At 69.4% G+C, this 17,065-nt stretch carries 14 protein-coding genes; 7 read left to right on the top strand and 7 right to left on the bottom strand.

Going from position 1 to position 17,065, the window contains the following annotated elements; translation table 11 throughout:
- Positions 1-457 precede the first annotated feature (457 nt).
- Positions 458-1,114: a DUF2231 domain-containing protein gene (locus ACN28I_RS18335; RefSeq protein ID WP_420943285.1), complete on the top strand. Its 657-nt coding sequence runs from the start codon at positions 458-460 to the stop codon at positions 1,112-1,114.
- An 18-nt stretch (positions 1,115-1,132) separates the two neighbouring features.
- Here the strand turns inward: ACN28I_RS18335 and ACN28I_RS18330 are convergent, their stop codons facing one another.
- Positions 1,133-1,399: a hypothetical protein gene (locus ACN28I_RS18330; RefSeq protein WP_420943284.1), complete on the bottom strand. Its 267-nt coding sequence runs from the start codon at positions 1,397-1,399 to the stop codon at positions 1,133-1,135.
- 21 nt (positions 1,400-1,420) lie between these two features.
- Here ACN28I_RS18330 and ACN28I_RS18325 point away from each other — a divergent pair, with 21 nt between their 5' ends.
- Both ACN28I_RS18325 and ACN28I_RS18320 read left to right on the top strand, forming a co-directional pair.
- Positions 1,421-3,817 (top strand): glycoside hydrolase family 31 protein, encoded by a 2,397-nt coding sequence (locus ACN28I_RS18325; protein ID WP_420943283.1) that lies wholly within the window; start codon positions 1,421-1,423, stop codon positions 3,815-3,817.
- A gap of 90 nt (positions 3,818-3,907) precedes the next feature.
- Positions 3,908-4,261, top strand: a complete 354-nt coding sequence (locus ACN28I_RS18320; RefSeq protein ID WP_420943282.1) for a hypothetical protein — start codon at positions 3,908-3,910, stop codon at positions 4,259-4,261.
- 37 nt (positions 4,262-4,298) lie between these two features.
- On the opposite strand, the gene ACN28I_RS18315 is transcribed toward ACN28I_RS18320, so the two are convergent.
- The 3 genes from ACN28I_RS18315 to ACN28I_RS18305 are packed head-to-tail and all read right to left on the bottom strand — an operon-like array spanning position 4,299 to position 7,493.
- Entirely contained in the window at positions 4,299-4,667 is a 369-nt protein-coding gene (locus ACN28I_RS18315; protein ID WP_420943281.1) for a hypothetical protein, read from the bottom strand.
- 47 nt (positions 4,668-4,714) lie between these two features.
- Complete coding sequence (locus ACN28I_RS18310; protein ID WP_420943280.1) at positions 4,715-5,704, bottom strand: hypothetical protein; 990 nt, start codon at positions 5,702-5,704, stop codon at positions 4,715-4,717.
- A 16-nt stretch (positions 5,705-5,720) separates the two neighbouring features.
- Entirely contained in the window at positions 5,721-7,493 is a 1,773-nt protein-coding gene (locus ACN28I_RS18305) for a VWA domain-containing protein (RefSeq protein WP_420943279.1), read from the bottom strand.
- 321 nt (positions 7,494-7,814) lie between these two features.
- Between ACN28I_RS18305 and ACN28I_RS18300 the strand changes: the two genes are divergently transcribed.
- Genes ACN28I_RS18300 through ACN28I_RS18285 form a run of 4 tightly spaced genes read left to right on the top strand, consistent with a single transcriptional unit; the run spans position 7,815 to position 12,082 of the window.
- Positions 7,815-10,106 (top strand): ATP-binding protein, encoded by a 2,292-nt coding sequence (locus ACN28I_RS18300; protein ID WP_420943278.1) that lies wholly within the window; start codon positions 7,815-7,817, stop codon positions 10,104-10,106.
- The gene (locus ACN28I_RS18295; protein ID WP_420943277.1) at positions 10,103-10,567 is read left to right on the top strand and encodes a response regulator; all 465 of its coding nucleotides are present in this window, start codon (positions 10,103-10,105) and stop codon (positions 10,565-10,567) included. The genes ACN28I_RS18300 and ACN28I_RS18295 overlap by 4 nt, the downstream gene beginning before the upstream one ends.
- Positions 10,564-10,716: a hypothetical protein gene (locus ACN28I_RS18290; protein WP_420943276.1), complete on the top strand. Its 153-nt coding sequence runs from the start codon at positions 10,564-10,566 to the stop codon at positions 10,714-10,716. The genes ACN28I_RS18295 and ACN28I_RS18290 overlap by 4 nt, the downstream gene beginning before the upstream one ends.
- The gene (locus ACN28I_RS18285) at positions 10,709-12,082 is read left to right on the top strand and encodes an ATP-binding protein (protein WP_420943275.1); all 1,374 of its coding nucleotides are present in this window, start codon (positions 10,709-10,711) and stop codon (positions 12,080-12,082) included. Before ACN28I_RS18290 ends, ACN28I_RS18285 begins: the two co-directional genes overlap by 8 nt.
- 27 nt (positions 12,083-12,109) lie before the next feature.
- Here the strand turns inward: ACN28I_RS18285 and ACN28I_RS18280 are convergent, their stop codons facing one another.
- The 3 genes from ACN28I_RS18280 to ACN28I_RS18270 form a co-directional block, all read right to left on the bottom strand.
- A complete protein-coding gene (locus ACN28I_RS18280) occupies positions 12,110-14,449 on the bottom strand; it encodes an acyl-CoA dehydrogenase (protein WP_420943274.1) in 2,340 nt (779 codons plus the stop codon).
- A 72-nt stretch (positions 14,450-14,521) separates the two neighbouring features.
- Positions 14,522-15,115, bottom strand: a complete 594-nt coding sequence (locus ACN28I_RS18275; protein WP_420943273.1) for a hypothetical protein — start codon at positions 15,113-15,115, stop codon at positions 14,522-14,524.
- Positions 15,116-15,390: 275 nt separating this feature from the next.
- Positions 15,391-16,797, bottom strand: coding sequence for a pre-toxin TG domain-containing protein (locus ACN28I_RS18270; RefSeq protein WP_420943272.1), 1,407 nt, complete (start codon positions 16,795-16,797; stop codon positions 15,391-15,393).
- Positions 16,798-17,065 lie beyond the last annotated feature (268 nt).

The raw sequence follows: 17,065 nt of genomic DNA, 5'->3' as shown, positions 1-17,065 counted from the left end.
CAGTGCCCAAGCATTGGATGGGCGGAGTGAACTCCACCCGACGAATGCGTAAGCATCGTGCGGCGATGATGCTCGAACGCGCGGAGGCGCAACGCGAAGGAGCGCGGTGCGAAGTGGCATCGCGCCGCGCGCGTGAGCGCATGGCGGTGCGTGGACACGGTGCCGTGCCGCCGCGCCGGGCCGCTGCGGGAGCTGGAGCCGCGGCGCTCGAGGGGGTGAAGCGCTGAGCGCGCGAGGCGCGGGTGGGGGACGAAGGCGCGCGGCGCGAGCGGCACCGGGCGCGAGCGGCCGAGAGGCCTGCGCATTCCTGGCGGCTTCGACAAGGAGGACGCCTCCTCGTCCGCCCCTCCCCGGCGGACGTGTGCTGCCTGGGGGTGGAGCATCCAGGAGTCCGGAGGGGCGGGTTGTCCGCCGGGCGATGCGCCCCAAGCTTCCCAGGACGAAGGGGAGGAATTTCATGGAAATGCGCGTACACGAGCTGCACCCGACGTTGATTCACGCGCCGCTGGCCCTGCTGCCGTCGACGGTGGTGGTCGACCTGGCGGCGGCGTTCACCGGCAACCGGAAGCTGGACGACGCGGCCCGGACGCTGTGGTGGGCCACGGCGGCGAGCGGGCTGATGGCCGGGTTCGCCGGGATGGCCGCCTCGCAGGAGGTGAAGGCGGACAAGCACTCGCGCGACATGATGTTCCTGCACGGCCTGGGCAACGTGGGCATCGTGCTGGGCGCCTTCGGCGTCGCCGTGTGGCGCACCGGGCACCGCTCGTCGCCCGTCTCCAGCTTCGTGGGGCTGGGCGCGTTCGCCCTGGCCGCCTATACCGGCTGGCTGGGCGGTGAGATGGTCTACACGCACGGCGTGGGGGTGAAGGAGCTGACCATGAAGGGGGAGGAGCTCGACCAGCTCAGCCCCTCGCTGGCCTCGCGCCAGGCGCCCGCGCGGTTGGTGCGCGATGCGGTGAAGGGCCTCGGGTGGCTGCTGGGCCGCGCCCGCCAGGTCTTCTCCGGCCGCGAGCGGTTGGATCCCAGCGCGTTCGGCGTGACGGCCATCGAACAGAAGCTGGAGCAGCCCGCGGTCAAGCCGGGAGAGGCCCGTCCCGAGCTCCGTCCGGTGTAGCGCCTCCGTCCGGAGCGCTCAGCGGCCGCCCTGTTGCTCCAGGGCGCGCCGCAGGGCGAGCACCATCCGCCGCACGGCGTAGCCCTCGAAGTCCTCCACTGGGTCCACACTCGAGGGGAACACCTCGAGCAGGCTGTCCAGGTAGAGCTGGGCGTGAGCGGCCGCTCCCGAGCCATCGCCGGAGCCCTCCTTGGACCCCAGGGCCTCATCGAGCTGGAAGGCTCCGACCACCAATCGCTGCCAGCGATCCGTCCGTCCGCCGTCTTCAGTGTTGTCCGTGCTCACGGACCCCATCCTAGCCCGACCATGCGCCTCGAAGACCTGTCCGTTGAGCCAACCCGTGTCACCTTCTGGGGCCCGCGTGCCGCACTGGAGGTGAGCTGCCCCCTGCCCGGAGTGTTGCGGCTTCGACATCTGCCGGCCTTCCAGCACACCGCGCCCGGGCCTCGCGAGCTGCCGCCCAAACACTCCTGGGCCGTGGTGGAGCACCGGGAGCTGCCGCTCTCGGTCCGCCGCGAGGCGCAGGGTGGGGTGGCGGTGGTGGTGACGGAGGAGCTTTCACTGGAGGTATCGCTGGCCCGAGGCACCTGGCGCTTGCTCGACGCCGCGGGCCGGGAGCTCGCCCGGTGCGAGGACTTCTCCGGCGAGGTCATGCCGGACTACCCCGTCGACCGCTTCCGCTCGCGGCTCGCCCTGCACGCGCCACCGGACGAGGCCTGGCTGGGTTTCGGCGAGAAGGTGGGGGCGCTCGACAAGCGCGGCCTGCACTTCGTCTTCTGGAACACGGACGTGATGCCGCACCACCCGGACACGGACCCGCTCTACCAGTCCATTCCCTTCTGCCTCGGCCTGCGCGAGGGGCTCGCCTGGGGCTTCTTCCTCGACGAGTCGTGGCGCATGGAGGTGGACGTGGGCGCCGAGGACGCCTCGCTCGTGCAGTGGGAGTCCGCCGGGCCGGAGCTGGACACGTACCTCTTCGCCGGGCCGCTGCCCGGGGACGTGGTGCGCCGCTACACCGCCCTCACCGGGCGCCCCCCGCTGCCGCCGCTGTGGAGCCTGGGCGCGCAGCAGTCCCGCTGGGGCTACGAGAACGCGGGCGACATCCGCTCGGTCATCCACGGCTACCGGGCCCACGGGCTGCCGTTGGACTGCGTGTACCTCGATATCGACTACATGGAGGGCTACAAGGTCTGGACGTGGGACCGCACCCGCTACCCGGACCCCGCGGGCCTGGCGCGCGAGGCGGCCGCGCAGGGGGTGAAGCTGGTCACCATCATCGACCCGGCGGTGAAGGCCGAGCCGGGCTACCGCGTCTATGACGAGGCACTCGAGCGGGACTTCCTCGTGCGCAACGACCGGGGCAGCGTGCTGCTCGGCGAGGTGTGGCCCAAGCCCGCCACCTTCCCGGACTTCACCCGCGAGGAGGTGCGCACGTGGTGGGGCCGCTGGCACCAGGGCTTCCTGGAGGCGGGCATCGCCGGCTTCTGGAACGACATGAACGAGCCGGCCTGCTTCTCGCTGCTCAACGGCCGGGAGACCTTCGACATCAAGACGGCCCCGGCGGCGCACCTGGGGAAGGTGGAGGGGCCCACGCTGCCGCACGACGCGCGGCACGGACACAGGCGCCACCTGGAGGTGCACAACGTCTACGCGCTCGGCATGGCACGGGCGGCCTACGAGGGCATGCGCGAGTTGGCCCCCGAGCGGAGGCCCTTCATCCTGACGCGCGCGGGCTCGGCCGGCATCCAGCGCTACGCGGCGGTGTGGACGGGAGACAACTCCAGCTACTGGGCGCACCTGGAGCTTTCGCTCACCATGCTGCTGGGACTGGGCCTGTCCGGTGTGTCCTTCGCGGGCGTGGACGTGCCCGGCTTCCTCGGCCGTGCGAATGGGGAGTTGCTCGTGCGCTGGATGCAGGCGGGCACCTTCTACCCGTTGATGCGCAACCACTCGGGAAAGGGGACACCCCCGCAGGAGCCCTGGCGCTTTGGCGAGCCGTACCTCTCCCTCACGCGCGAGTGCCTGGAGCGGCGCTACCGGCTGCTGCCCACGCTCTACACGCTGTCACACGAGGCGTCCGTGGAGGGGCTGCCGGTGCTGCGCCCGCTCGTCATGTACGCGCCGGGGGACGAGGAGGCACTGCGCACGGACGATGCGTTCCTCTTCGGGAAGGACCTGCTCGTGGCCCCGGTGGTGCGCCAGGGCCAGACGCGGCGGCTGGTGTATTTGCCCGAAGGGCGGTGGCTCCCGCTCTTCAACCTCGGCGCTCCGGAGGAGGCGGTCCAGGGCGGCCAGCATGTCATCGCCCTGGCGTCCTTGGGCACGGTGCCGCTGTGGCTGCGCGCGGGAGGTGCGCTGGCCCTCACCGAGCCCGCGTTGCACACCACCTCGGCCAACTGGTCCCAGCTCACCTGGCACGTGCACGTGGCGGAGCGGGTGGAGGCGCGCCTGTACGAGGACGCGGGCGAGGGCTACGGCGAGTCGCGCCTGACGCGCCTGTCCGGAGGGCTCACCGGGGACCGCTTCGTGCTGGAGCGGAGCACGGAGGGCGCGCTGCCGCTGGCGCGTGACACGGAGACGCTGCGCCTCTACGGATTGCTGGCGCCGCGAGAGGTGGTGGGCGCGCGGGAGCACCGCATGCGGGATGGGGTGCTCGAACTCACGGTGGACGCAGGGTGGCGGCGGCTGGAGGTGCGGCGCTGAGCCCCACCACTTTCAATGTGCAAATTACCTCCAAAGCATCATCATGGCTGGTGAGCCCATCATCAAGACGGTCGTGTCCCCTTGAGTCACATGCGTCCACCCATGGATTGGAGAGGCCGCCACGTCAGCACTCTCGACATCCTGCTGTTCATCCGGGATGAGCTTCGCAATGGAACCATGCTCGAGATGTTCATCGGGGCCGTGGACATCCATCGCTTCAACGCCTTCGTCCAAGGTAGCGAGCTCACCCTGTACTACAACCGTGTTCCCAATGACTCCTACCAGGAGTTTCTCGCCTGGCTTCGCGACGTGAAGCAGGAGTTTCCGCAGGGAGGCGGCTGGGCCAGGAAATGTCTTGAGGATTGTGACGGAGACCACCTGCGCGCCATCCAGAAGTTCCTTGAGTTCGCCGCTGAGTTCGCGTCACAGCACAAGGTGGCCTGACCTTCGGAGCAACGTCACTACTTTCCGGCAAAGAGAGCTAGCGAGGAGCATCTCGCGCGGGCATGCCGGATTCCACGCGGAGACGCCCGGTCCAGCAAGGCTCCTCGGTGACGCGCACGTCCCGGCCGTTCTCGCGCACCACCATGCCGTCCGGTGCCACCACCGAGAAGCGCATGGGCCTCCCGAGCGCCTCGGTGAGCGCGGCCATCGTCGTCTCGTCCTCGGCGCTGAAGCCCAGCGGCCCCACCGGGTGGCTGTGCGCGATCTCCTCCAACTCCCCACGCAGCCGCCAGATGGCCTCCCAGCGTGCGCGCGAGTCCGGCAGCCACACCGGGCTGTCCGAGGCATCGCTCCACAGCACCGTCCCGCCCCGGCCGATGAGCAGACAGACCTCTCGCAGTCGCATGGGAAGACCCTCACCCCCGCCCCTCTCCCAGGGGGGAGAGGGGAGTCTCAGGCGTGCCGCGTGATGACCAGCACGTCGTCCTCGATGGCCTCGCGGATGACCGACGGCAGGCTCTCCAGGTTCACCTCCCGGTCCGACCCCGCGAGGCAGATGCCCGCGTCCACCACCTGCAAGGTGTCCGCCTCCACGATGCTGATGAAGCGTTCGCCCATGAAGCCAAACGTCACCTCGAGCCGTTCGATCCCCAGTCGCCGCGTGTCGAGCAGCCGCGCTCCCGCCGACTCCAGCGCCCGCTCCACCCGCGTGACACCCTGGGCCTGCCGCTCCAGATGCCGCGGACGGCCCCTCAGCCGCGCCACTTCCGCGTCGAGCCGGGCCGCTTCCTCCAGCCGCTGCCGCTGCGCCTCCAGGGCCAACAGCCGCGCTTCCACTGCTCGCACGTGCGCCTCTCGCTCGGAGACCAGTGCCCGCAGCCGGGCCTCGGCCTCGGGACGGCCTCCCTCGGACACGGACAGCACCTGACTCCGCACCTCGACGGGGGAGAAGCGGATGCCGAGCGCGCGCGAGGCACCCTCCAGCACCGCGTAACCAAAGGCTGCCCGCAGCGACGCCGGCACGGCCTTCACCTCCGCGAGCGTCCGGCTCTCCTCCAGCATGAGCCGCGCGGTGCCCTCGGCCTCACCCTCGAACTCGAGCTCCTCGAAGACGAGCGAGCCGTCATGCCAGCGCCGGGCGCGCACCGGTGAGAAGCGCGGCGGCTCCTCCTCGGGGAGTAGATGCACCGGCTCGGCCACCGCGCCCTCGCGCACCAGGCGCGTGCCCCACAGATGTCCACGAATCAGCGGGAGCCCGCCGAGCCCCTCTGGCCCGGCCGGCTCCCGCGCGGTGGCGGTGCGCCCCTGCACGTCGAAGCGCCACCAGCCCGGAGCGGGCGGCGTGGACACGCGGAGGCGCCGCGAGGGCGCGTCGACCGAGGCCCCACCGAAGTAGGGCAACACCGCCGACTCCACCTTCCCGAGGAACTTCCGGTAGTCCACGACACCCACTCCTCTCTCACGCCACCTTCAGCAGCGGCGTGCGCATCACCCGCTCGACCCAGCCGGACTGGCTGGCCCCGGCCGCCGTCGGCGCGTCCATCAGCGCCTTCAGCGCCCGGGGGACCTGGTACGGGTCCTCGAACTGGTCCACCGACACTTCACTGAACGGCACCCGGAGCTGCCCCGCGCAGGTGCGCACGGTGTTGCCCCGGTTGGCGGTGTTGGCCACACTCACCAGCATCGCCATGGCGGCCACGGTGTAGCCGCACTCGCGGAAGGCCCGGGCGAACTGGTCCCCCGCCTCACCCGCCTCGTCACCCACGACGATGCAGATGAGCTTCGCCTCCTCCGGCACCCGCACTCCCGCCCGGTGCAGCGCATGCACACCGGCCGCGTGCGTCGTGCCGCCCGACGCCTGGATGCCCTGCAGCATGTGCTGCACCGCCGCCCGGCTCGCCGCCTTGGGCTTGAGCACCGTGCCCATCGTGTCGAACGACGCGATGTGCAGCTTCTCCAGCGGGAAGCCCGCGAGGATTCGCGACAGCGCCTCCTTGGACTTCTCGATGGCGCCCTCCATGGAGCCGGACTTGTCGATGAGGAACATCACCCTCACGTCCATCTCCGCCGTCGCCTCCGCCACCGCCGCCTTCGCCGCGTTGTCGCTCGCCTCCTCCAGCTTCGCCTTCAGCTCCTGGCTGCGGACGTTCTTCACGATGTGGAGCGACCGCTGGTCGGTCGCCGTCTGCACCGCCTTCTCCCACCGCCCGCGGATGGCCGGGTCCGTCATCAACCCCAGCTCCTCGAGCGTCGGCGTCAGGATGCGCAAGTCACGGTCCGACAGCGAGGGCAGCAGCGCCGCCATGATGGCCGGCGTCAGGCCCAGGTCCTTGGGCAGCCGGCCCACCACCTCCTTGTAGGAGAGGCGCTCCAGCTCGATCCACTCGCAGATCTCCGCCTCCGAGAGCCCATCGAAGCGCTCCCGCTTGACGAGGTTGAGACCCTCCAGGCCCACCGAGCGGTGGCCCGCGGCCGCCTGCTTCTGCTTCCAGCCGAGCACCTCGAAGAAGGCCTGCGTCACCGGCTTGTAACCGGCCTTGCGGGCAATCCTCTTCAGCGTCTCCTTGTAGCCGGCCTTCACCAGGCCCTGGAACATGGGCAGGTTCTGCTCACGCAGCCGCAGCCACTTCGTCGCCACGCTCTTCCACCGGCCCAGCGGCGGCTTGCGGGACGCGGGGTCACCGAAACCGGCCTCGCGATTGAGGCGGGCGATCTCCGGGGTCTCGAGCAGCTCGGCCACCCGCAGCACCGCCTTGGGCGTGAGCATGCGCGTGGACTTGCGCTCGTAGTGGAGGATCATCGCCTCACCGATGACGCGGAAGTCGTCGTCGTGGAACGCGATGGTGCCGTCGTCCTCGCGCACGGGCTGGCCGGAGTGGCTCTGCACGAGCATGAGCGCGCACGTGGCCACCTTCAGGTCACGCCAGTCCGTCTGGGTGAGCGCGTAGGACGCGAAGTGCGCCATCAGGTCCGTGTTGAGCCGGTAGATGTCCAGGAGCTGGCGGTAGAGCTTCACCGCGGCGGGCACGAAGAGGCCGGGCTTCACCGGGGTGCCGCGGCGGACGAGGTCCGCGCCGGCGCCCTGGGCCGGATGCCAGACGCCATTCACGTCCAGGCCCGGACGGTTGTGCCACAGGTGGGCCGAGCCCCCGAGGACCAGGTCCAGGAGCTTCTCCGCCGGGCCGCGCTGGGCCTCGGGGAGCGTGGGGGTGGTCTGGTTGTGCGTCGTCATGTGCCCCTCCAAAAAGGTCGCGCCCGAGTGACCTGGCCGTCTTGCTGACGGATTCGAACCCGCATCTCGTGCGTGTAGGGCCGGGTCGGCCGGGCGCGATGGTTCGTTCTGCCCGGATGGACGCCGCGCCCCGGGGTTCCTGACGGGGGACCATGCCAGGGGAGCCGGCGAGCTGATGGGAGATGAACATTCCGAATGCGAGCGGGTGCCGGAGCGAAAGGCAGGCAGGCGGCTCGGCCCGCGGGCCTATACGTTGCGCCGGCCCGGCAGGTTGGGAAGGGATGTGGCTCCCGGCCGGTGTGCCGCGAGGGAGAAAGTGCGATGCAGACGGACGGGGCCAGGCCCGGGCAAGTGGTGGACCTGACCAATTGCGACAAGGAGCCCATTCACATCCCCGGAGGCATCCAGCCGCACGGCGTGCTGCTGGTGCTCCAGGAGCCGGACCTGACCATCCGCCAGGTCAGTGAGAACGCCGAGGCGCTGCTGGGCGTGCCCGCCCGCGCCCTGCTGGGGACGGCGCTCGAGTCCCTCCTGGTGGCGTCACAGGCCGCGAACATCCGCGCGTGCCTCCTCTCGGAGCGGCTCGAGGACAACAACCCCCTCAAGCTCACCACGCGCGCGGGCGGCCGGGAGCACTTCTTCAACGGCATCGCGCACCGGCACCAGGGGCGGCTCATCCTCGAGCTGGAGCCCACGTCCGAGCAGGAGTCACGGCCCTTCTTCGGCTTCTACCATCAGGCTCGCAGCTCCATGTCTCGCCTGCGTGACGCGAAGGATTTGAGCGCCCTGTGCCTGGAGGCCGTGCGCGAGGTGCGGCGGCTCACCGGCTTCGACCGCGTCATCGCCTACCGCTTCGACGAGGAGTGGAACGGCGCGGTGCTCGCCGAGGACCGGCTGGAGACGGCCGATTCGTACCTGGGCCTGTGGTTCCCCGCCTCGGACATCCCCCGCCAGGCGCGCGAGCTCTACACCCTCAACTGGCTGCGCATCATTCCCTCCGTCGACTACGTACCCGCGCGCATCCTCTCGTTACCGGAGGACGCCGGCCAGGGGCCACTCGACATGTCCTTCTGCGTGCTGCGCAGCGTGTCGCCCGTCCATCTGGAGTACCTGCGCAACATGGGGGCGCCCGCCTCGATGAGCATCTCGCTCATCAAGGACGGCCGCCTCTGGGGCCTCATCTCCTGCACCCACGTGTCGGGCGCCAGATACGTCCCCTACGAGGTGCGCAAGGCGTGCGAGTTCGTCGGCGAGTTCATGTCCTCGCTCCTCGTCACCAAGGAGGGCCACGAGCACTACGATCAGCGCATCCGGGCCCAGTCCATCCAGGTCCGGCTGCTGGAGCGCATGACGCGCCACCCCGACTTCGCCGTGGGGCTCACCCAGCCCCCGCCGGAGCTGCTCGAGCTCACCGGGGCCACGGGGGCGGCCGTCTACTTCAACGGCAGGACCACCATCATCGGGCAGGCCCCCGGCGACGAGCAGCTCCAGGGGCTCCTCGCCTGGCTCGCCGCGAAGCCGGATCCGCAGGAGCTGTTCTGCACCGCGTGCCTGTCCAACCACTACCCCGAGGCGGCGGAGTTCAAGGACGTCGCGGCGGGCCTCATCGCGGCCTCCATGTCACGCGGCCGCCACAACTACGTGCTGTGGTTCCGCCCCGAGGTGGTGCAGACGGTGGAGTGGGGTGGCAACCCGAACAAGCCGGTGGACATCCAGGACGACCAACCGCGGCTGCACCCGCGCAAGTCCTTCGCGCTCTGGAAGGAGACGGTGCGCGGCAAGTCCCTGCCCTGGAAGGACTACGAGGTGGAGGCGGCGCGCGAGCTGCGCAGGAGCGTCATCGACATCGTCCTGCAGCGCAGCGAGGAGCTGCTCCAGCTCAACATGGAGCTGGAGCGCAGCAACGTGGAGCTGGACTCCTTCGCCTACGCCGCCAGCCATGACCTCAAGGAGCCGCTGCGCGGCATCCACAACTACACCAGCCTGGTGTTGCGCGAGCAGTCCGAGAGTCTCTCGCCCACCAACCTCAAGCGCATGGACACGGTGGTGCGGCTCACCCAGCGCATGGAGAGCCTCATCAACTCGCTGCTGCACTACGCCCAGGTGGGCCGCACCGAGCTGTCCGTGCGGGAGACGGACCTCAACGAGGTCCTCGCGTCGGTGCTGGAGGTGCTCAAGCCGCGCATCGACGAGGCCCAGGTGGAGGTCCGCGTCCCCAGGCCCCTGCCTCCCGCCCGGTGTGACCGGGTGCGGATGGCCGAGGTCTTCACCAACCTCCTCACCAACGCCATCAAGTACAACGACAAGGAGAAGAAGTGGGTGGAGATAGGCACCACGAGCACGCCTGACGGCGGCACCGCGTATTACGTGCGCGACAACGGGATTGGCATCAAGCCCGAGTACCACGACACCATCTTCCGCATCTTCAAGCGCCTGCATGGACGCGACAAGTACGGCGGCGGCACCGGCACGGGACTGACCATCGTCAAGCGGCTCATCGAGCGGCACAACGGCCGCCTCTGGCTGGAGTCCCAGCCGGGCGCGGGCACCACCTTCCTCTTCACCCTGGGCAGCGAGAAGGCGGAGCCCGTCACCGGGGTGGGCTCCAAGTGAACCGCGCCCTGCCCATCCTCGTCGTGGAGGACAACGACGAGGACTTCGACATGCTCCAGATGACCTTCCAGCGTGTGTCCATCCCCAATCCCCTCCATCGCTGCACCGAGGGCGAGGAGGCCCTGGAGTTCCTCCATCAGACCGGCCGCTACGCCGAGCCGGAGCGGGCCCCTCGCCCGGGCCTCGTCCTGCTGGATTTGAACCTCGCCGGCCTGGACGGCAGGCAGGTGCTCGAGCACATGAAGAATGAGCCCCACCTCAAAAGCATCCCCGTCCTGGTGTTCTCCACCTCTGACAACCCGAAGGACGTGCAGAGCGCCTACGCCCACGGAGCGAGCGGCTACCTCCTCAAGCCGGTGGACCTGCCCAGGTTCGAGAGAATGATTCAGCTCTTCAAGGATTTCTGGCTGGACCACATCGTGCTCCCCGGAAGCGAGGGCCGGGAGGGTGCCGCGAGATGAGCCGCCGCGCCCTGACGGTGCTGCTCGTCGAGGACAGCCCCGAGGACCGCCATGTCTTCCAGACGTACCTGGAGGAGACGGGGGAGTACGACTTCCGCTTCCTGGAGGAGGAGGACGCGGACAAGGCGCTCGAGCTTCTGCGTGCGTGAGCACGTGGACTGCGTCCTGCTGGACTACGACCTCCCCGGCATGAACGGGCTGCAGTTCCTCCGCCGGCTGGAGGACGAGGAGGGCTACCTCACCCCGCCCGTGGTGATGGTGACCGGCCGGGGGAGCGAGCGCATCGCCGTCCAGGCCCTCAAGAGCGGGGCGTCCGACTATCTGGTGAAGTCCGAGGTGACACCCGTCAGCCTCTACCGGGCCGTGCGCAACGCGGTGGAGAAGGAAGACATCCGCCGGCGCTTCACCGAGCAGCGCACGCGGGCGGGGCGCGCGGAGGAGCGGCTCCGGCTGGCCCTGGAGGTGTTGGAGCACGGGGATGCCCTGCTCATCCTCGACAAGGACTTCCGCGTCGTCTTCGCCAACAAGAGCCAGGAGCGCCTCTCGGAGAAGCCGATCCGGGAGACCCTGGACCGCAACTTCTGGGAGCTGTGGCCCGAGGCCGCGGATCCGAGCCGCAAGTATTGGAGCGAGTACCACCGGGCCATGCGCGAGCGGGTGCCGGTGCACTTCGAGGAATACTACCCGCCCCTGAACCGCTGGACGGACGTCGGCGTCTACCCCACGCAGGACGGGGGCATCGCCGTCCTCTACCGGGACGTCAGCGAGAAGAAGCGGAGCGAGGAGCTGGCCCGAGCCGAGGAGCGGCGGCGCGCCGAGTTCGAGCAGCAGCTCATCGGCATCGTCAGCCACGACTTGCGCAACCCCATCACCGCCATCTCCCTGGGGACCGCGAGCCTGTTGCGCCGCGAGGACCTGGATGAGCGTGCCCTCAAGACGCTCGTGCGGATACAGTCCTCGGCGGAGCGGGTGACGCGGATGATCCGCGACCTGCTCGACTTCACGAAGGCCCGGCTGGGGGGAGGAATCGACTTGCTCAGGATGCCCATGGACCTGCATCACCTCACCCGGCTCGTCGTGGACGAGGTCCAGATGTCCTTCCCCGAGCGGGAGGTGCAGGTCCTCTCGGACGGAAATGGCGAGGGGGAGTGGGACGGGGACCGGATGGCGCAGGTGCTCACCAACCTGATCACCAACGCCCTGAAGTACAGCCCGGCGGAGACGCCCGTGCTGGTGCGGACGTTCGGCGGGCCCGCCAGTGTGCAGCTGGAGGTCCACAACCAGGGGCCACCTATTCCGCCCGCCGTGCTCGCCCACCTCTTCGAGCCCATGCGGCGCGGCGAGGTCCAGGCCCGGGCCGACCGGTCGGCCCGCAGCATCGGCCTCGGCCTCTTCATCGTGGACCACATCGTCCGGGCGCACGGGGGCAGCATCCACGTGCGCTCCACGGACGCCGACGGCACCCTCTTCGGCATCCGGCTGCCTCGAAAGCCCCCGGCCGCGCTGGGCCCGTGAGCCCTGGAGCGGCCGGAGGCCCGTGCCTCACGGAGACGGTCTGCCCAGCCCGATGGGGGCGGCGAGGCACGTGTCCGGGATGCCGAAGGCCTTCGTGAGCGCCACCGCATCGGGGCGGAGCTCGGCGCACAGCCGCGTCACCTCCTTGCGGATGGCCTTGGCCTTGGCGCCCTCGATGTGATCGTTCTCCAGGAACCAGCCGCTCGCGTCCTGCAGGCAGCCCAGGCCGTACAGGTCGCACAGACGGCCGAGCACCGTCTTGAGCGCCGGATCCTCCACCTCGGCGACGCCCAGGAGGAACTGCTCCAGCACCACGCGCTCCACGTGGGCGTGCGCGAGCGCCAGCAGGTGGTCCTGGCACTGGTTGAAGGCCTCGAAGGAGTCCACCCCCGCGCTCAGCCGCTTGCGCAGCCGCCGCGCCGCCGAGGCCAGCAGGTCCGACTCCCGGAAGCGCAGCGCGCGAAGCTGGAAGTCTCCGTCGCGCAGGTGCTCGCTGCCGGTGCGCCGCACCGCGAAGGGATTGCGGTCCCCGAGCGCGCTCGACGCCCGGTCCACGATGAGCCGCATGACGGTGAAGACCCGGTCGTCCTCGAACTGCTGCCGGTAGCCGGTGAGCAGGCTCTTGGCCACCAGTTGCAGCAGCACGGTGTTGTCGCCCTCGAAGGTGGAGAAGACGTCCGTGTCCGCCTTGAGCGAGGGCAGCCGGTTGGCCACGAGGTAGCCCTGGCCACCGCACGCCTCGCGCGCCACCTGGAGCGTGCGCGTGGTGTGCCAGGAGGCATACGCCTTGAGGCCCGCCGCCAGGGACTCCACCTCCAGCGCGTCCTCCTCGGTGCGTCCCACGTAGCGCTTCACGAGGTACTTGAGCGCGAAGTCCAGGGCGTACGTGGTGGCCAGCGGACGCAGCAGCCGGAGCTGGTGCGCCTGGTAGTCGAGCAGCCGCACCTCCTGCGCACCGGCCGGGCCGAACTGACGGCGCTCGTCACCGTACGAGATGGCGATGTCCAACCCGCTCTTGGCCGCGCTCAGCGCCGCGCACGCCACGCTCACCCGGCCCGCCACCAGCGTGCCCAGCATGGTGAAGAAGCGCTTGGAGACACCGGTGATGGCACTGGTGTACTTGCCCTCGGGGCTCACCTGAGAGAAGCGGTCCAGCAGGTTCTCGCGAGGCACGCGCACGCCGTCGAACCACAGCCGCCCGTTGTCCACGCCGTTCAGCCCCATCTTCAGGCCGCAGTCCTCCACGCGCACTCCGGGCAGCAGTTGACCCTGCTCGTCACGGAGGGGAACGAGCAGCGCGTGGACGCCGTGGCGCTCTCCGTTCACCTCGAGCTGCGCGAACACCGTGGCCAGACGCGCGTGCTGCGCCGCGTTGCCGATCCACTCCTTGCGCGCCGCATCCGAGGGGGTGTGCACCACGAACTCGCCGCGCTCGGCGTCGTAGCGGGCCAGCGTCTCCACGTCCCGCACGTTGGAGCCGTGGCCGAGCTCGCTCATGGCGAAGCAGCCGGGCAGCTCCACCGAAGCCACACGCGGCAGGTACTCCCGGTGGTGCCGCTCGGTGCCCAGGAAGTAGATGCTTCCGCCGAAGAGCCCGAAGTGCACGCCCGCCTTCACCACGAGGCTCAGGTCGAAGAAGGCCAGCGTCTCGAAGGCGGCGATGAAGCGGCCCAGGTCCACCTTCTCGAGATTGTCCGGGTACGCGAGACTGCCCAGACCGCGTCCGGCCAGTTGCTTCAGCCAGGCCAGCACCTGGGCGCGGTAGGCGGCCGTGTCCCGCTCGTCCAGGTAGCGGAAGCTCGGGTCGGCGAGCCACTCGCGGACGCTGGCGCGCTCGGCGGTGTACGTGCGCTCCAGCACGGCGCGCAGCGCGTCCACGCTGAAGGAGTGGGGCTCGGCCGGCTTGACGAGGTGGAGCTTGGGGCCGGGGACGAGTGTGCGCACGGCCTCGGCGCCGGACACGCCGAGCGCCGTCTCCACGGGGGCCAGGCTACGGGCCAGCTCGGGCATGGGAGCGGGCAGGGCGTCCTTGCCGCCGATGACTTCGGCCAGTTGGGCTCCCAGCTCGACGAGGCTCTTCTGGTCGCTGCGGGAGAGGCGCTCGGCGGTGCGGCGGATGTGCTCACCGACCTGGGCCAGGGCGCTGGGGCTGGGCGGGTTGAGGGGGTCCAACCAGTTCGCCAGCACGGCGGCGGAGCGCAGATCCAACCAGTGTTGCGAGCGGGCCGCGGCGCCCAGGGCGCGGATTTCCGCGGGTGTCAGCTCGCCGTCGGTCCAGGCCACGTAGAGCATGGGGACGAGGGGAGCGAGGCGGGGGAGGGCCAGCAGTTCCTGCGCGGATGGTCCCTGCACATCGTCGATGGCCATGAGCGTCTCTCCAGGGGGTCGGGCGGGGGGCAGCTTGCACGCGGGACCGCCCCGGCGTCGAGGGTTGTCGGCTCAGTGAAGGGGCTGGCCGAGAGTGTCGAGGACTGGGCGGCGGGCCGGGAGGGTGCGGCGCTCGTGGTCGTAGAAGCACTCGGGACCGAGCAGGGAGATGAGCTCGCGCTCGCGGGCGGTGCCCGCTTCGGTGCCGGCCTCGGTGGGCAGCTCGTAGGGCTGAACGAGGACGATGTCCTCACCGAAGACATTGCGGCACCCGGGAGGCAGCGCGTCGAAGCGCTCGCCGAACATGCGGACGAAGGGCGGCCCGTAGAAGTTGCGCCAGACGAGGCCCGGGAGCCCCTCGCTGTAGTCGCGCACGGTGAACTCCTCCTCCGACCAGGTGAAGTCCTTTCCTGTGTCGGTGGGAATGCTTTTGTGAACGAGCCGCCATTGCTTGCCGTGGAGATCCGGCTCCAATCCGGCCAGCGCCAGGGGAGACTGGACGAGACGCATCAGCTCAGTCACCTGCTGGGCATGCGCCGCGCGCCAGGCGGCTTTCGAGGCGGAAGTGACGGACGTCTGCCAGTAAATGGAGCCCACGTAGGGATGAGTGCCACGAGGGGTGGGCTGAATCGAGAGGAAGTCCCGATCCGTTCTGGCGGCAACCATCAGGTGGTTGTGCTCCTCGTAATAGGCAACGAGTGGCGCAAATTCCGTGGGGACCGGGTCCATCTCGCGGTCAGGCGAGGCGGAACTGTAGCGCCTGGGCTCGAACCATCGGTATCTGCGAAAGATGAGGTCGAGGAACTCTCCTACGACTTCGCCCGAGGGACGGCCAGGAGGAAGATTTATCTGGAGGTCGAGGTGTTTGACGGGCATGGCCAGGCGAGGGCAGAGACTGCCGGGATACTTGAGTGTTTCATGGATGGTGTTTCAGGATGGCGTTACCAGTACGTCTCAAGCTCGCCAATCGTCTGAGAAGTGGCTTTGAAAGATATGTGGGTCCATCGGCATGGTGACTGGAGCGGACCCAGAAGCTCGAGGTGGCCGTCGTACTTCTCCACATACTCAATCATCGCCTCGAGGTTTCCGGAGAGAGACAACTCCTTGCGTGCCTTGGCCTCGACGAAGGAGTAGGGCTGGCCCCACACCAGCTCCGACGGGTTGCCCTTCACCGAGTCGGGGATGAATCCCTGGGCCCGGCTGCCCGGCGGCGGCATCATCATCGCTGCATTGCGCTCGTACCTTCCCGTCTGGAGGATGGCATCCTCGAAGGCGTTGCCCGCTTGCCGGTTCTTGAGAATGGATTCATACATCCGCTCCCAGTCGGAGTCCGGCTGGAAGGAGAAGCGGCGGTATTTCTCCGGGTGGCGGAACTGGTAGTCCACCCAGCGCTGCGCCTTGTGCATGGGTGTGCCGGGTAGCAGCCGGCTGCCATCCGGAAGTGTTCGCACACCCAGCAGTGCGACCTTCTGCCCCGCATTCAGTGCCCCGGCTGCCTCACGCAGCGGCGCCTCCAACCCGCGCGCCACCCGCTGGAGGAATTGAAGTTCCTCCTCGGTGAAGGTGTGGCCTCGGGAGGCCGCCGCCATCAAGCGCTCGATCTCCTTCGTGTCTCCCGATGACAGATGCGAGGCCACGCGCGAGAGCACCCGCACCTCGTCCAGGCTGCGGCCGGTGAGCAGCGCCAGTTGCTCCGCTCCCTTGTCACCACCTCGTATCAGCACGGCGCCGGCCACGAAGGGCACCAGCACTCCCAGCGCGCACACCACTCGCTCGGTGCGCGTGAGTTGATGGCCGGTGAGGCTCTTGCCCGTGGCGGCCGCATTCGCGTCCACCACCTCACCTGCCCCCGGTGTCAGGCCCACCAGCAGTTCCAGCACCAGCTCGTCAGCGGTGTACACCTCCGGGTCGAAGGCCTCGTTGTAGTCCAACTGCACCGGTGCCATCCGGCCCAGATGCACGGCGGAGGCCAGTGCCGAGCGGCTTGCCAGCAGGTAGAGCGCCACTTCGTCGGGTGTGCGCCTGAGGAAGTCCGGATCCTCCGTGTGCGCGTACGCCCAGGCCAGCGTGGCACTCCCCAGTGCTCGCAACGACTGCTCGCGCAGGGGCGACTCGCTCAGCAGGTAGCCCGGTGCGAGGCGGCGTGGAGGCGGGGCGTAGGTGTCCAGCAGCTTCATTCCCCACGCCTCGTACTCGGCCAGCTTGCGTTGCACGGCCCGCCAGCGCACCTCTCGCTGCTGCTCCTCCTCCAGCAGCGTGACGTACTTCTCCAGGGGAGAAGGGGCCTCTTTCAGCGTCCCCTCCGGCTGCAGCAGGAGCCACTGCTCCAGTCTCTTGAGCGCGGCCATTCCTTCGCCGCGCTCCTCCTGGGAATGGCCCGGGGGTGGTGGCTTCTCCCAGTGGCGGCGCAGGAAGACCTCATAAGGCGCTTGAGGCAGGGCCGCCGAGCGCACCGGGCCGGTGGACTCCACTCGGGAGTGGAGTGTCCACACCCGGTGCCCTCATGGCGAAGTCCGGGCGCGAGCCCCCGACGCTGTCCGTGTGGCTCCGGCACGCGGCCATTGCCACCACCAGCAGGATGAAGAGGAGAGGGGGAGTCCTCATGTGGAACGCACC

Origin of the sequence: Archangium gephyra (genome assembly GCF_049060025.1) — a bacterium.
In the GTDB taxonomy this organism is placed as follows: Bacteria; Myxococcota; Myxococcia; order Myxococcales; family Myxococcaceae; genus Archangium; species Archangium gephyra_A.
Note: the sequence above shows the minus strand (reverse complement) of the source record. Positions and strands in the feature narration are given on the sequence as shown.